The organism is Spiroplasma endosymbiont of Cantharis rufa (genome assembly GCF_964019665.1).
Taxonomy (GTDB): domain Bacteria; phylum Bacillota_I; class Bacilli_A; order Mycoplasmatales; family Mycoplasmataceae; genus Spiroplasma_A.
In genome coordinates, this window is the sequence record NZ_OZ026459.1 from 1,084,069 (window position 1) to 1,099,666 (window position 15,598).

Below are 15,598 nucleotides of genomic sequence, written 5' to 3' on the forward strand. Positions count from 1 at the left end.
ACCTCACTTTCTTTTATTTTACATTATTAACAAAAAAACACCATTTATTAAAATAGTGTTATGCTTTTTTCTTATTAAAATCTTCCACGATGATATCATATGCATTATTAATTTTTGTCATTTCAGCTTGTGCTTCTAAATTGCCTAGATTTTTATCCGGATGATACTTTTTGGCTAATTCAATATATCTTTTTTTAACTTCTTTTAATGGAGTACCTTTTTGTAGACCCAATGCTTGATAAGCCTGATTAATTAAAGATTCACCTTGATAAAAATCAGTATGGGATTGTGATTGATCAAAACCTTGTTCCCTTGTTTCATCATCAAAATAACGACTTTGCTTATTATTTCTATTATTTTGATTTGGTCCGCCTCTTCGTCTTTTTTTACTAAACAACATATCAATAAGCAAAACAATAAAAATAAAATTAATTATTCTTCAAAGTAATCTAAATAAATCATCCATATAACTCACTCTTCTCTAAGTAATAACAAATCAAACAATTAATAATATTATTAATAATAATATTATTATATACGCTGTAATTTTATAAATTAAATAATTTGTTTTTCTTTTTTTATTCTTAACATTATTGTCATTTTTTTTATTAATAGATTTAGTACTTTTAATTTCTGAAATTGTTAATGATGAATCTTTATAATCTTCAATTGCAAATTCTTGATTAATTCCTATAGTTTCACTATTTATAACACTGCCATTAAAAACTCCAAATTTATTATTTTCTGACTTCTTTTTAACTTTTTTCTTTTTCATATAATTCACCATCTTTTCATATATATGTTTTTATTAAATTCTTTAATGTATAGTCAATTAACTCATCTAAAAATAAATTTTCTTCTTGTTTTTGAGCTATAAAAGATTTAGGTTTTGTTACCGGATTTTTTGGAACATACATTGAACAAACATCATCAAAAGGTAAGATAGATATATTATATGTATCAATTTTTTTTGATATTTCAATTATTTCCTCTTTATCACAAGTTAATACTGGTCTTAAAATTGGTATCTTTGAAACCTCATTAATAACATTAATTGATTCAATCGTTTGACTTGCTACTTGCCCCAAAGACTCTCCTGTAATAATTGCATTTGCTTTAATTAAATCACATAACTTATTTGCTATTCTAATAAAAATTCTTCTCATAATTGTAATTCTGTAAGACTCTTCTTTTATATGCATTAATTCTTTTAAAATAATTGAAAAATCACAAATATAAAGCGAGAAATTACTTTGATTATACTTCTCTATCCTACTTGTTAATTGAAAAACTTTATCCAATGCTTCTTTTGAAGTATGTGGTGGAGTCATAAAATGTAAGAAATCAACTTGCATACCTCTTTTTAAAGTTAAATAACTAGCTACTGGTGAATCAATTCCACCACTTAGAAGAGATAATCCTTTACCACTAACCCCAACAGGTAAACCCTTTGATGCATTTATTCTTGAAGTAAATATAAAAGCACCATTATGTTTTATAATAACTGTTATTTTCAATTGTGGATTATGGACATTGACACTAATATTTTGATTATTTTTAAGTATATTAACTGCTATTTTTGTTTTTAAATCTTGTGAACTTATCTGAAAGCTTTTATCTTTTCTTTCAACTTCAACTTTAAATGTTCCTTTATGTTGACTTGCCACGTCTAAACATCTTTGTAAAATTAAATCCAAATCTTTTTCTACAATCTCTACAATCGATAAAGAATATATACCAAAAATATTTTGTAATATACTACAAATTTCTTCTAACTTATTTTCATCTTTAATTTCTAATACTAAACTATTATGATCTTTTTTATAAAAAATAATATCTTTGTACTTTTTTAACTTATATTTTATATTTTGAATTAATTTATTAATAAACGCATTTCTATTATTTCCTTTTAGTGTTAGTTCTCCATATCTGATTAAAATATTTTTCATTTATTACCTCTATAATTTATCTTCTGTAGTTTTCCTTAATTTTTAATAATGTTTTTAAAGAATAACCAATTAATTGATCAAGTTGTCTTGTTTTAAATAACCCTTCACAATCAAAAATAATTTTTTCAATTCCTTCAATTTTTCCTACATATCTTTCCAGATATATAATAATTTCTTGGGAAATATAGTCTAAGAAAATTGTATCATTTAAATCTCTTGCAATAAAAAGTGTTTCTTGATTACACATTTCAACTTCATTTGATACTGCTGAACGATCTTCTAAAGTTGATATTTTCTTTAATTTATCTGTAGAAATTTTTTGTAATTTTGTATGAATTTCTTGAATTGGCAAAATAAATTTCTCTAATTCTTTAATTGATTTATATTGATTAATTTTAATATCTAATTGATTCAAAATTGATTGAACAAAAATTATTTGATTCTCTAATGAGTCAATATTTGTACTTTTACTTTCAACTATTTTTGCAGATCTTTCCAAAGCCGTCATATCTTTTAATGATTGATCCATAAGTTCTAACATTTGAGTTTTAATATCAGTTAAGATTATTTCATTACCACTATTTGTTCCTAAATCAATTTGAGAAAATAATAAATCCGCTCTTGTTTTTGTTTTCCTAAAAGACGACTTCGCATTCTCAAAATCATTTCTTTCTTTTGAAATTTGCTTTGATATGCCCTCGACTTTTACAAAATCTCTTTCAATATATCTTGATGATTGCTCAATTCTATCAAACTTGTTTCTAATTTCTGGAGTTCTAACTTCAAAAAATGATTTTAAATTATCTTCGTTTTCAACTGAACTTTTAAAAACTGAAATTTGATTAAAAACTTCTTTTAAAGTTCTATTTGCCTTTTTGAACTGTAATTTTTTTAATTCATTATTTATTTTAATTCTTAACTTATCAACTTGATTTTCAAGTTCAGCATACTTAATTGCATTTCTAGGCAATTTTTTCTCCACTGGTCCAAATGTAATATGTTTATTTTTTAAACTTATCATTAGTTCAGGAATTACAGTAGTAATTGTTGAAATCACATAAGGAATTGAGTCTAAAAGCTCAATTAGAAAAACCAGTGCTTGATCAATTTTTAATAAATAATCTCAACTTTCCTTATATTTACCTTCATCTAATTTTAAATAGAAATCTTCAAAAAGTTCATCAATTTGTTCAATTGTATTTTTTAGTTTTTCTTCATCAATTGCAACATCTTTAAATGTTGTCATTATAACCTCATCTTTTAATATTCTGAATAACTCTTTTTGGAATGTTATAGAATCTCTTTGAATAAATTCAATTTCAAGGTAGTTCATAATATCAATAAAAATATCATGAACATTCTTATTAATGTTTGTTACTCTTGAGTATATTGCTTCAAATTTTTTAACATTTTTTAAGTTAGGTAAAGTATTCTTTTTTTCTTCTAATAATGAAATAAAATCAACAAGTATTTTTTGTAACTCTTTTTCAAATAAAATTTCATACTTCGTTCTTCAAATCATTAGTTCCTTTTCAAAACTACCTGTTTCGTCAAATATTATTGATATTCTATTTAAACGATATTTTAAAGGTGATTTTTTCAAATCATCAATTAAATCAATTGTTTTAGCTGCGATTTGAATTATTTTTTTATAAATACTTAGCAAAATAAGGATAATCATTGTTGCAATAAGGCAAGCAAAAAAAATACATAAAGCAGATATGTATATTGGATTCTTAAAAATTTGATCAATATCCCATAATATTTTCATATAATACTTCCTTAGAATTAATTTCATTATATCATATACATAAATCTTGTTCTTTTTTTTAAAATATCTTATTTTTTACTCCTTATTTGAGATATAATTATTTTTGGTTAATCTGCAATTAAACACTGCAAAATAATTAGTCTATAAGTTATTAAAAGTAACCCCTGCAGATGAAGGGCGAAATATAGACTTCCTTTGCTGGAGTTTAACTTTAGTTAGGATTTTCCAAAATAGTATAATAAATAATAAAAAAATAGAAAATTAAGAGGATTTAAAGTATGTCAAGATATACAGGCTCTACATTTAAAAAAGCTAGAAGATATGGATTTTCTATCTTAGAAACAGGAAAAGAGTTCTCAAAAGGTAAAAAAAGAACCACAGCACCTGGTCAACATGGAGCAAGAAGAACTAAACTATCAGGTTATGGTCAACAAATGCAAGAAAAGCAAAAAGTGAAATTTATGTATGGATTAACTGAAAGACAATTTAGAAACACTTATGCAAGAGCTAAAAAAATTAAGGGAATTACAGGTACAATTTTCTTACAACAATTAGAATCAAGATTAGATAATGTAATTTACAGAATGGGATTATCATTAACAAGACAGGGAGCAAGACAATTAGTTTCTCACGGACATATCTTAGTTAATGGAAAAAAATTGGATATTCCTTCTTACTCAGTTAAAATTGGAGATGTTATTTCTGTTAAAGAAAAAATGCAAAAAAATGACAAAATTGTTGAAGCATTAGCATCAAATGTATCAACTGTTGAATTTGTAAAATTTGATAAAACAAAACTAACTGGATCACTATTAAGATTGCCAGAAAGAAAAGAATTAAACCAGGAAATTAATGAAGCATTAATTGTTGAATGATACAACCGTTTAATTAAATAATATAAAAACCCCTTAATTTTGATTAAGGGGTTTTTATATAGATAATAATTTAATATTAAAATTGACTTTTTTAAGTTATCAAATAAATCTATTTTTTTGATGTCTAATCTAATATTTAATATTAAAAGTTGCCTCACCTGATCATCTTTGCGTAAAACTTGCATCTTTAATATTAGACGATTGAGCTTCCATAATATTTACAAATTGAATAATAGTTTCACCTTTTTCATTTTTATATTGAGATATCCCAGAAAATGTTCTTGCTATTAAAAAAGTTGGAGCAATGCCCCCTCCACCAGCTTTTTTATTTATTCTATTATCTGTAGCAACACTTCTAGCTTCTGTAATTCCAGTAACCTTTTTCTGAGTAACTGAATATTGGTAATTTTTATCATAAATTGTATTTGATGCTCTATAAATTTCAAACTCTACACTTGAATCAGCAGTTCCATTAGTTCAAGATAGACTTTTAACTGGTGTTGTTGTAAATCCAATATTTTTTTCAATTACAAAATAGTTATCTGAATAACTAGTTGTTACAATTCTCAATTCTTTATTCATATCAACAGATATTGAAGAAGCATTTGGAACTGTAAAAGTAATCACTACACTACTTGTTGGATCATAAACTGAACTATCGTCTTTAGGTAAAATAATAGCATCTTTTGTTGTAATTTGAGTTACATTTATTTCATCTAAAATAACATTTGGATTTTTTTCCTTTAAAACTTTAAGTATTGTAGAAGTTTTATTATCATTTAACATCCCCAAATTTCTTTTAGTTATGTGATTTGTAAGTGGTATTAAATGTTGATTTTCCTGATTTATTAACTTAACATTAAATCTCATTGCACCAATAAAATCAGTATTATTTGGTTTTGCTAAAATTGTAGCATTTTCATATTCAACAACCATTCCTAAATTTGGTTTTGTTAAATTGATATTCTTAAATTCTCACATATTAGGGTTTGATGAATAAGAAAAATATACATCAATTAATTCTGGTATTTCAGGATTTTCAATCATTAATGTCAATAGTATTTCTTCACCAATAGATTTTGAGTCTGAGGATACCAAATTTAAATTAACTGTAATATCCGTTGGTTTAAAAACAGTAATGTTTGTTTTAGCATAAGACTCATTATTTAAAATTAAATTATTATCTAGATTGTTCATAGATTTTAAATAATTTTCACTATTTTTAGAAATCGGAGTTTGCAAAATTGTTGCAGCTCCAAAAAATGAAATTCCCATTAAACTTAATAAATATTTCATACTTATCTCCTTTTTTCATAACCCACCCATAAAACCCACTTCTATTGATATTTTATATTAATATAAATAAAATGCTAATTTTAATTAAAGATAGGTTAATAAAAAAACTAATTTAAAAATTATCTATAAGGAGATAATTTTTTATTCTCTAATCACTTTATTAGTAGCAAGATTTATAATTTTTGATGGTTTGGAATTTAGTTCACCATCTCAAAATATATCACTAATTTGTATATTAAATAATTCAAATTCTTCTCTTTTTGTTAAAAATTTATTTCCCGAGTAGTTAACACTCGTTGAAAAAATTGGACCTACTCTATTTATTATTTTCTTTAAATCTTTTCTTTTGACTTTTCTAAAAGCCATTGGACCAAATTTAGAATTAATAATTTGAGTTATTGGTAATTTCTCCTTAGTATTTTTTTTAAAAGTTTTATCCACTTTTACAATTTTTTTTAACTGGCTGAATCTTGAGAATAGAATAATTAATTTTTTTGAAGACGATGATTTTTTAATTAAATTAATCTTTTTTTCATTTTCTTCGCTATAAAGAGCACTAATTCCATATATGGTGTCTGTTGGTAAAATAACTATTTCATTTTTATTTAAAAGATTTATAGCTAATTCAATATTTTTATTACTTAACATTATTTTCTCTTTCTTTGATAATTATAAACAGAGTTCAACACTATTGATTGAGGTACTCATTTTGTAAGGGATTTAGCGAACTTATTACTTTTACCTGTTATGATATAATTTTTTCTTTTAGTTTTTAGTCCTGCATATAAACTCTTTTTTGCATACACACTTGTCTTCATAACTTTAATTGTTGACTTATAATTTGCCTCTTTTTGGTTACTACTTCTATTTCAAAACTCAGTTTTTAAAGGTCCTGGACATAAAGTGATAACTCTAACTTTGGACTTGGCTTTTTTCAGTTCTGTATTAATTGCTACTCCCAAACTTCAAACATAAGCCTTTGAAGCATAATAACTTGAAAAAACTGGAGCTGGAGTAAATGCTGCCATAGAACCTATATTAAATATTCTACCCTTATTATTTTTTTGAAATTCTTGAACATATAGTTTAGTAATTATATGCAGAGTTTTAATATTTAAGTCTATCATATTTAGTTCCTGCTCTAAATCAGTTTCTTCAAAAAAGCCTCAAACACCATAACCAGCATTGTTAACTACAATTTCAATATCAAAATTTTTAGTTTTTTCAAAAAGTTTATAAGAGTTCTTAATATTACTTAGATCTATATCTCAAGCTTCCACTTTTAATTCAAAATACTTATCTTGTAGTTTCTTAAGAGAACTTGTATCTCTTGCCACACCAATAATGTTATAACCCAACTTAAGTAGTTCTTCACAATATGCATAACCAAGTCCCTTACTTGCTCCCGTTACTATAGCATATGAATTTTTATTCTGGTTTTTCTTCATTTTTTTTCTCCATTGAACTATCAAATAAAACCTTTTTATTTGCTTTTATATATATAAAAGCAGAAATAATTGAAAGAAGTGTAGTTAAGTACATTGGTATGATAACAACTTGGTTTACTCAACCAAACTCTCCCATTCCATCTCAACATTGAATACCCAAGAAAAATAAAATTGATAAACCTAACATTTCAGCTGTTGCTCTAATTCTTCCCATTTGATTCGCAGCCATTACTACTGCAGAATTTGCTAATACTTGCCTTACAACATCAATTATAAAATCCCTACATATTAAAATAACGCACATCCAAATTGGAATTATTTTAAAACAAGCAAATATAATTAAAATTGCATTAGTTAAAAGTTTATCTGCAATTGAGTCGAAAAACTTACCAAAATTTGTAACCATATTATATTTTCTAGCTACATACCCATCCAACATATCTGTTAAACTAGCAATAATAAATAATATTCCTGCAATTAGATATGTTAATGTCAGGTTATAATTTCCAATACTAATAACAGTTAATTTTAGTGCAGGCACTCCACTATAAATAGACTCTACTGGAGTTAACAGTAGCAAGATAACTATTAATGGAATTAATAGTATTCTAACTAATGTAATTTTATTTGCTAAATTCATAAAGAACCTCTTTTCATTCTTTCTTATTATAATACAACACTAATAACTAACCTATGATTATTTAAATATTTGAATAATCATATATGATAAAATAATATAAATGGGGAATTTTATGGCAAATTTCATAGATGAAAAATTATACATTGCTTTGGACGAAAGCGGAAAATTAAATAAAAATGACATAGCCAACTACTTTATTGTTGGTGGTTTTTTATATTCTGATAAAGACCTTGTTAAGACAAAAATCCGTCTAATTGAAAATGAGATTAAAAATAAATATAATATTCCAAAAAACTTTGAGTTAAAGGGAAACAAATCTGATGAGCTAGCAATGGTAGATTTTATAAATAGAATATTCGAAGAAATTGGTGATTTTATCTATCCCATTTTTTCCGTTGTTTCTAGAAAAGAACTTAGTGAACATTTTACTGTTAATGAGATGTTAGCATATGATTTTTTTGTTAACAATTTAGTACATTTTAATTCAAAATTATTCTCTTTTGAAGAAAAATGTAAAAGAATTTTTATTTTAATGGACGAAAGAAATTTAAAAAAGACTGAATATAATCAATTAGAAAATCTCTTGAAAACTAATTATATTGAAAAACCATATACTATAAATACCTACTACCTTTCAAGTAAATTAACTGATGTTATTAGACTAGCTGATATTCTAGATCATGTTGTTTATACTTTTTACAACAATCCTAACTCTGAAAAGAATGAGTTATTTCAAACAAAAATAAAGAAAGAGTATCTTGAAAGAATCAAAAATGGAACCATTTATTATCCATTTAAAAAATCTTATTTCAAAAAAATACATGAAATGAATAAAAATAAAAAAACTGATATATAGGAAAATGAACCCTAATTAGTAAGTACAATAATAAAAATATTGTACATTCTTAATAAGATGAGGTTCATTTTTTATGGTAAAAAAATGACAAAAATTTATTAAGTATACAAACGAATCTAGAGAGAATTGTTTAATATAGTGATAAATATTCAAAATTTATTACAGTTGAACATTTTAAGGTTCTTTTTGAGACAATGAAGTTGAATATATAAAAGAAATATAGTGACTCTTTAGAACAATCAAAGCATGGAAAATAAAGATTAAAAATTGTAAGGAGAAATATCAAATTACAAAATTATAGGAAATTAAGCAAATTGATTCAACTATAATATTATTAAGTAAAAATAAAAAGCTAGCTCATGCTAGCCTAATATGAAATAATTTAAGTATATTTTTTTATTGTACTTACTATTTGGGTTTCACTCTTAGAAATATAAGTTTTTTTAAATATTAACTTTTAAATTGCTAAAATTACTTTGAGATATTACATTTGAAAATATTTCAACGTTTACTATTAAACCCATATGTTCAGCATTTGCTGAAGATAATTTAACAATATCATGCACTCATCCGTATTCATCAACAAGAGCATTGTAATCAATGAAGTAATCTAATCTTTTTATTTCATCTTGCTTTATTAAAACCTCTCTTGCTAAAACAACAATATCATTAATATTTTCACAAGGAATTATTCTTTTAAAGCAATTTAAAAGTTCTTCTACTTTTAAATTATCTAAAAATCTTGAAGGTAAATTTTCATACTTATTTAAAACTCTTTGACAATTTGAAGTTAATTTTCTTACAACAAATTTTTCATTTAAATCAATTAAATCTACATCAGATTGTGAGTGTTTCAAAAAATTTAGATCTGTAAATGATTCTTTAACTTTTTTAAAAGCTTCAAAAGCAGATGATAATAAAATTTCTGTAGTTGCATAAAGTTTATGATCAACATTTGGTGTTGTTAATATTTCCTGATTTTCTTGTCTTAGAGCATTTACTTCAAAAATAATTGAATCAATTAATTCTAAACTTTCAGTAGTAATTTTATCTACTAATTCCTTTGATCCTAGTTTTATACTTTTATTATTTACTTTTATACTTTTAAAACATTCTTCATTAAAGTAATTTAAAATTTCCCCTAAAGTTTTTTTCAAGATTAAATTAAAATTCATAATTAAGCACTCCTATAAAATTTCTATAATTATATATTTTTTCTTACCTTTTTTAACAATAATAAAATTATTTATTGTTGCCATTTTTTCATTAACAATAGTATTCTCATCAAATTTATTATTGTTATTAATTCAAATAGCTCCTTCATTAAGTAGTTCTCTTGCCTCTCTCTTTGAAGTTGCTATTTTAGATTCTACTAAAAACTCAACCATGGTTTTATTATTATTTACTTGTACTTTTTCCATTGAATTAATTATTGATAGTAATTCTTGTTTTTCTAAATCAAATATATTACCACTAAATAGTGCTTGAGTTATTTTTTCAGCCTTCTTTAGACCATCTATTCCATGAACAAAAGTTGTTATTTCCTGAGCTAACCTTTTTTGCATTAATCTTTTAAAAGGTTCTTTTGAGTGTTCCTTCTTAATTTTTTCAATTTCTTGTAATGAAACAGTAGTTAGAAATTTAAATAACTTTTCACAGTCTTCATCATCTTGATTAATAAAAAACTGATAAAACTCATATTCACTAGTTTTTGTTTTATCTAATCAGATTGCTCCAGATTCTGTCTTTCCAAACTTTACTCCATCTTTTTTTGTTAAAAGATTCATTGTTATTCCACAAGCCTTAGAATGTTCTCTACCAATTTTACTTGCAATATAATCTATTCCACTTGTAATATTACCTCATTGATCTGAACCACCAATTTGCATTCAACAATTATGGTCTTGATATAATTTATAGAAGTCATATCCCTGAAGCATTGTATATGAAAATTCTGTAATACTTAATCCTTTTTCAATTCTAGAAGAGATATTTTCTTTTGCAAGTAAATAAGCTAAATTAAAATCTTTACCAATTTCTCTTAAAAATTCTATAAGAGACATTTTTCCAAGTCAATCATTATTATTGACAATTTTAATATCTGGTATTAAAAAATTTAATTGTTTTTTAATACCATTAACATTTTTTTCAACTTGTTTTAAAGTTAATAAATTCCTTTCTTCACTTTTAAAACTTGGATCTCCAATCATACCAGTTCCTCCACCAAGGATTGCAATTGGACTAAAGCCAAACTCTTTAAATCTTTTTAAATTAATAATTTGAATTAAATGACCTACATGAAGTGAATCAGCTGTAGGGTCAAAACCACAGTATAAGCCAGCCCCTTGTTTTTGAGCTTTAATTATTTTTTCCTCATTTGTGTATTGTTTCAATAAGTCCCTTGCTTCTAATTCTTTTAAAATACTTTGCATTTTATTTCTCCTTTTTAATTTTTGGTTTTACTTTTACTTTTTTTGAATCCCCAGTTTCATAAACATCATCACTCATACTAATAGATACATCTTTTACTTTTGAATAAACTTCGTCTGCTTTATCAATAATATCAACAGTTATTAGAGCTAAGTCCTTAGCAATTATTTTTACATTGTTGGATTTAGAAATTTCTTGTCCAATTTTAACAGTAGTTTGTCCAATCTTTTGAAGAGCTTTAAAAGCCAATTCCTTTGATTTAGCAGCATCAAGTTCATTACTAGCTTCTCTAATATTTGAAAGTTTCATTTCAACATTTGCCACAATTTCATCACTTTCATTTCCTTGAGATTTTTCTCAAGTTTCTTCAATTGTATTAATTAATTTTTTTATTTGTGGTCTATACTTTTTTAAATAATCAACAAAGTCAGCTCTAATCTCAACACCTTTTTTTGGAGCTAACATCATTCCAATAAAAACTCATGAGGCTAATCTTAATAGTTTAAACATATATTAATACCTCCTCATCTAATCTTTTGAATTTGCAAATTCTCTTAATTTATCAACTAACTTATAAACAACATCCTTATTTTTAGTTGCAACTTTAACTCATGATTTAACATTTCTTTTAGCAAAAGCATCAAAAATATCTGCATAATTGGTAACTCTTGCAACTGTGTCAACTGTTGCATTTAGCATTTCTGACTTATAAGTTAAATCCTCAAAAAAGTAGTCAACTTTTTTTGCTGCAATACCTACTTTTCTTAAAGTAATTATTGTATATAAAGTTAAAATTATCGCTAAAGCTAATAAAATAATTATCATAACTGTTTGTGTTTTTTCAACTGCCGCTGATGCATAAATTAATGTTAAGTTCATATCTAAATCTCCTAATAATTATTAAAATTATATAACACTAACGTGGCTTTTCAAAAATAAATTGACATATAAAAATACCTGATAATAAAAAACTATTCATCATCAAGTATTCCAAGTCTCTCCATTCAATTTTCACTTTTTCTTTTTGAATTTTCCTTAACTTCTTTTTTAATTTGATTTGTTCAAGTAGCTCTATTTTTATTTCTTAATTCAATAAGCTTTCTTGCTCTTTCAGTTTCTGCATTGTAGGCTTTACTATAAATATGTTTTCTTCTATCTTTAAGAGGTATATTTTGCTCTCTCAACACAATTGTATCTATATTAACGCTAACCTTATCAAAGGCCTTTAAGTATTCCTCTTGCAATTCTACAGTTCTTTCTAATTGCTCTGTATCTTGTTTGAAAATTAAACTACCAATCTTTCTATTAGTTTTAAGAATTAATCTTGATAATTTTTGCTCTTCTTTTAAAAGTCTCTTTTCAAAAATTTTATTTGATTTATCAAATACTCTATATTCTGATTGTAAATTTGTAATTGTTTCTTCAATTTCTCTTTGTTGTTCAGGACTAAAAGGAAGGTTTTTTTTCTTTCTTGGCTTTATAATAGCAACTTTCTCTAAATGAGAACTTTTAGTTTTTCTTTTAGGAACATAAAAATCATTAGCTGTTGATTGTGAACTCATTAATATATTACTATTTTTAATTTCATCAAGTCGTTTTTTTGTTTCTTCAGTTTCATACGTTTTCTTATCTAAAATAAGATCATTATTTTTCTTGTCCATTTAAAATTCACCCTATTTCTTTTTATTTTGAACTCTTCTTGGCTTAATAAGTTCAAGTTCAGGTTTTCTATTTTCTTTAGTACTATTTTTCAATAACTTATCAAATTCCTTTAGTTTTTCTTCAAAAAACTCAGCTTTTTTATTGTCATCTTTAAATTGTTTTGAATCAATTTCTTGAATAGTAAGTTCAATTTCTTCTTCAATGTTTCTAAATTTTACCTTTTTAATTTCTAACAACTTATTTTTTAATTCCTGTTCTTTAGTAATCTCATATGTATAAGATCTTCTTGGTTCGATTTTAAAAATACTTTTAACAACACGCGGTTCTTTATCTACTCTCAATTCTTTAACAAATTCTCCATTTTCTCTTTTTTGTTCTTCTCTTCTAATTTGAGTTTCTTGGGATAATCTTCTTACTCTATCTAATTCACTTTCTACTCCCTTACTTGTTGTATGTTTTGAATAAAATTCTTTTGCTCTATCTGCATAGCTAACAGTGCTACTTTTAATTTTTTCAACATCAGTGTAAAGGTCTTCATCTACTCCTCCTGATTTTCTTAAATTCTCAATCTTAAGTAATTTAGCAATTACAGGATCATTTTCAAGTACCTGAGTTTGAATATCTTGTGAGTTTTTTCTTGCTCTATCAATAATTGAACCTAATACTCCCTCTGTTTTTTGAGCAGTTACTTGTTTTGCTCCGACAATTTTTCTTAACTGTATCAGCTTATCTCTTACAACTAAATCTGAGTTATTTGATTGGTCCATATTTGAAGAGGCAGAAAAGTTTTTAGAAAGTTTGCGAGCCTCAGGGTCATCTGAAAATAAAGGTTCCATATTCAATAAAGGGTCATCATTATAAGTTCAATGATTTGGAGCTCTGTCTTCTTGTTTTTCATTAGAATTTTCAAGTACACTAATTTTAGTTTTTTTCTTTCTAAATAAATTCATAAGAAACCGCTTTCTATACAATATTACCTATATTTTATACTTTTTATCTTGTTTGAAAAGGCATTTTCTCTACCAAATTTAGATTGTTTTTTACCATCAATTAATACAATATCTCCTGTAAAACCAATTTTATTTTTAGTAATAGCGTCTCCTACACCATAAATATCTACAGGAACCTTGTTTTTTTCAAAATAACTAATCTTATTTTCATCAAATCCTGAAGAAACAATAATTTTTACATCTTTATGACCATTTAAATCTAATTTTTCTCTTAACATTTTTACTAAGGTAGGATTGACTCCATGAAGCTCATTACCCTTTTCTTTTATATTTGCTAATGACTTATCTACTAAATTTGAAGAAGTATCCAATCTTAGCGCCTTAATCTCATTTTTAAAGTGATTACAAACCATTATAGAATCATTTATACAATCATTATTATAGTCAACAAGCACAACTAAGTCATTATTAGGAAAAACCTCTTTATAAGCCTTAGTAGCAGCAATCAAATCTCCATTAAATGATGCAATTAATGCATGAGGCATTGTTCCATTTAGAACTGTTTCTTCTTTCAAATACTCAAAAGATGCATATGTTACCAAATTTTTAATTCCTCCAATTGAAGAAGCATAACCATCAATTTGTTGATTTGTATAATAATCCATTCTATCATTCATATTTAAAACCTTTTTGCCATTTGCAGCAATTAAAATATTCCTTGCATTTGTTGCAACAGTAGAAGCTCTTGAAAGAATTCCATCAAAAAGACCTTCAAAATGTGCAAAATCACTATACTTCCCTGTTATTTTTAGAACAGGTTCTAGCGAATTTACAATTGCTCCTTCTTCAACTGCTTCAACAATTAGATTTTTAATATTAGATAATTTTAAAATTTCTTTTATTATTTCAATGCCACAAATCACTGTGTTTTCTTTTCTTTGAAACCATTGCATTGTAACTAATTGATTAGGTTTAAATTTATTAAGAATCTCTCTAGTTTTTTTAAAATAATCAGCTGAGTAATAATCTTCAAATATTCTTAAATCAATATTAAACTTATTTTTCATTTAAAACCTCTCAAATTGACTTACCAATATATGAATCATCAACTTCTCATTCCATAATTCCTTCATTATTATATTTTTCATTATTAATTTCTAGTTCCCTTGCTGAACATAACATGCCAAATGAATCAAAACCTTTAAGTTTCCCGGGTTTAATTTGAGTTCCATCAGGCATCCAACAACCTATTGTAGCCAATGTTGTATAAATATTTTTTCTTGCATTTTTAGCTCCGCAAATAATTTGAATTTCTTTTTTTCCAATATTAACTTTACATTTTGATAAATGAGTTTCAGGAATCTTTTCACATTCAGTTATTTTAGCAATAATAAACTGTCTCTCAAATTTAAAATCTCCTAAATATTTTTTTAAAATTGGTCTTACTTTTCTTTTTAAGTTTTTATCTTCTAAATGAAATACTTTATTAGATTTGAAATTAAATATATTGAAACCAACAATTTCTTTATGATGAAATAAAATTGCTAACTGTAAATCTTTTTCAGTTCTAGTAATTTTTTTATTACTCAAAATAACACTTATTGTACTAAAGTTTTTAATATACTTTATAAATAATTTCATATTAATTACCTGGCTTTTCTATTGGAATAATATCAAAACAATTATATAATATATTAAGTCTTTTATATAGAGGAGGAATT

The 15,598-nt window shown here is 25.0% G+C and carries 18 protein-coding genes; 2 read left to right on the top strand and 16 right to left on the bottom strand.

The genetic code is table 4. The features are described from left to right. Positions 1 to 58: 58 nt before the first annotated feature. The 4 genes from AACL15_RS04680 to AACL15_RS04695 are packed head-to-tail and all read right to left on the bottom strand — an operon-like array spanning position 59 to position 3,720. On the bottom strand, positions 59 to 466 hold the full coding sequence (locus AACL15_RS04680; protein ID WP_339033903.1) for a J domain-containing protein: 408 nt from the start codon (positions 464 to 466) through the stop codon (positions 59 to 61). A 15-nt stretch (positions 467 to 481) separates the two neighbouring features. Next, positions 482 to 775, bottom strand: a complete 294-nt coding sequence (locus AACL15_RS04685) for a hypothetical protein (RefSeq protein ID WP_339033905.1) — start codon at positions 773 to 775, stop codon at positions 482 to 484. Beyond that, positions 756 to 1,949 (bottom strand): tRNA uracil 4-sulfurtransferase ThiI, encoded by a 1,194-nt coding sequence (gene thiI, locus AACL15_RS04690; protein WP_339033907.1) that lies wholly within the window; start codon positions 1,947 to 1,949, stop codon positions 756 to 758. Before thiI ends, AACL15_RS04685 begins: the two co-directional genes overlap by 20 nt. A gap of 16 nt (positions 1,950 to 1,965) precedes the next feature. After that, entirely contained in the window at positions 1,966 to 3,720 is a 1,755-nt protein-coding gene (locus AACL15_RS04695; protein ID WP_339033909.1) for a septation ring formation regulator EzrA, read from the bottom strand. Between the two features lie 278 nt (positions 3,721 to 3,998). On the opposite strand from AACL15_RS04695, the gene rpsD reads away from it, so the two are divergent. Next, complete coding sequence (gene rpsD, locus AACL15_RS04700) at positions 3,999 to 4,616, top strand: 30S ribosomal protein S4 (RefSeq protein ID WP_339033911.1); 618 nt, start codon at positions 3,999 to 4,001, stop codon at positions 4,614 to 4,616. Between the two features lie 108 nt (positions 4,617 to 4,724). Here the strand turns inward: rpsD and AACL15_RS04705 are convergent, their stop codons facing one another. The 4 genes from AACL15_RS04705 to pgsA form a co-directional block, all read right to left on the bottom strand. Then, complete coding sequence (locus AACL15_RS04705) at positions 4,725 to 5,891, bottom strand: hypothetical protein (RefSeq protein ID WP_339033913.1); 1,167 nt, start codon at positions 5,889 to 5,891, stop codon at positions 4,725 to 4,727. A gap of 141 nt (positions 5,892 to 6,032) precedes the next feature. Then, positions 6,033 to 6,539 carry a Sua5/YciO/YrdC/YwlC family protein gene (locus AACL15_RS04710; RefSeq protein WP_339033915.1) on the bottom strand — a complete coding sequence of 169 codons (507 nt, stop codon included), beginning with the start codon at positions 6,537 to 6,539 and terminating at the stop codon, positions 6,033 to 6,035. Further along, positions 6,539 to 7,339 (bottom strand): SDR family NAD(P)-dependent oxidoreductase, encoded by an 801-nt coding sequence (locus tag AACL15_RS04715; RefSeq protein ID WP_339033917.1) that lies wholly within the window; start codon positions 7,337 to 7,339, stop codon positions 6,539 to 6,541. Before AACL15_RS04715 ends, AACL15_RS04710 begins: the two co-directional genes overlap by 1 nt. Beyond that, positions 7,320 to 7,979 carry a CDP-diacylglycerol--glycerol-3-phosphate 3-phosphatidyltransferase gene (gene pgsA / locus AACL15_RS04720; RefSeq protein WP_339033918.1) on the bottom strand — a complete coding sequence of 220 codons (660 nt, stop codon included), beginning with the start codon at positions 7,977 to 7,979 and terminating at the stop codon, positions 7,320 to 7,322. Before pgsA ends, AACL15_RS04715 begins: the two co-directional genes overlap by 20 nt. A gap of 112 nt (positions 7,980 to 8,091) precedes the next feature. Here pgsA and AACL15_RS04725 point away from each other — a divergent pair, with 112 nt between their 5' ends. Further along, a complete protein-coding gene (locus tag AACL15_RS04725) occupies positions 8,092 to 8,835 on the top strand; it encodes a DUF3800 domain-containing protein (protein WP_339033920.1) in 744 nt (247 codons plus the stop codon). Positions 8,836 to 9,278: 443 nt separating this feature from the next. Here the strand turns inward: AACL15_RS04725 and AACL15_RS04730 are convergent, their stop codons facing one another. The 8 genes from AACL15_RS04730 to ytpR all read right to left on the bottom strand — a co-directional run bounded on the left by AACL15_RS04730 (position 9,279) and on the right by ytpR (position 15,518). After that, positions 9,279 to 10,010, bottom strand: a complete 732-nt coding sequence (locus AACL15_RS04730) for a hypothetical protein (protein WP_339033921.1) — start codon at positions 10,008 to 10,010, stop codon at positions 9,279 to 9,281. 12 nt (positions 10,011 to 10,022) lie between these two features. Continuing rightward, entirely contained in the window at positions 10,023 to 11,267 is a 1,245-nt protein-coding gene (gene tyrS, locus AACL15_RS04735) for a tyrosine--tRNA ligase (RefSeq protein ID WP_339033923.1), read from the bottom strand. Between the two features lies 1 nt (position 11,268). Then, complete coding sequence (locus AACL15_RS04740) at positions 11,269 to 11,775, bottom strand: hypothetical protein (RefSeq protein WP_339033925.1); 507 nt, start codon at positions 11,773 to 11,775, stop codon at positions 11,269 to 11,271. Between the two features lie 18 nt (positions 11,776 to 11,793). Then, a complete protein-coding gene (locus AACL15_RS04745) occupies positions 11,794 to 12,144 on the bottom strand; it encodes a hypothetical protein (protein ID WP_339033927.1) in 351 nt (116 codons plus the stop codon). Positions 12,145 to 12,236: 92 nt separating this feature from the next. Further along, positions 12,237 to 12,926 (bottom strand): hypothetical protein, encoded by a 690-nt coding sequence (locus AACL15_RS04750; protein ID WP_339033929.1) that lies wholly within the window; start codon positions 12,924 to 12,926, stop codon positions 12,237 to 12,239. 12 nt (positions 12,927 to 12,938) lie between these two features. Next, positions 12,939 to 13,877, bottom strand: coding sequence for a hypothetical protein (locus AACL15_RS04755; protein ID WP_339033931.1), 939 nt, complete (start codon positions 13,875 to 13,877; stop codon positions 12,939 to 12,941). A 23-nt stretch (positions 13,878 to 13,900) separates the two neighbouring features. Beyond that, a complete protein-coding gene (locus tag AACL15_RS04760; protein ID WP_339033933.1) occupies positions 13,901 to 14,944 on the bottom strand; it encodes a nicotinate phosphoribosyltransferase in 1,044 nt (347 codons plus the stop codon). Further along, a complete protein-coding gene (gene ytpR / locus AACL15_RS04765) occupies positions 14,934 to 15,518 on the bottom strand; it encodes a YtpR family tRNA-binding protein (RefSeq protein ID WP_339033935.1) in 585 nt (194 codons plus the stop codon). The genes AACL15_RS04760 and ytpR overlap by 11 nt, the downstream gene beginning before the upstream one ends. Positions 15,519 to 15,598: the final 80 nt, after the last annotated feature.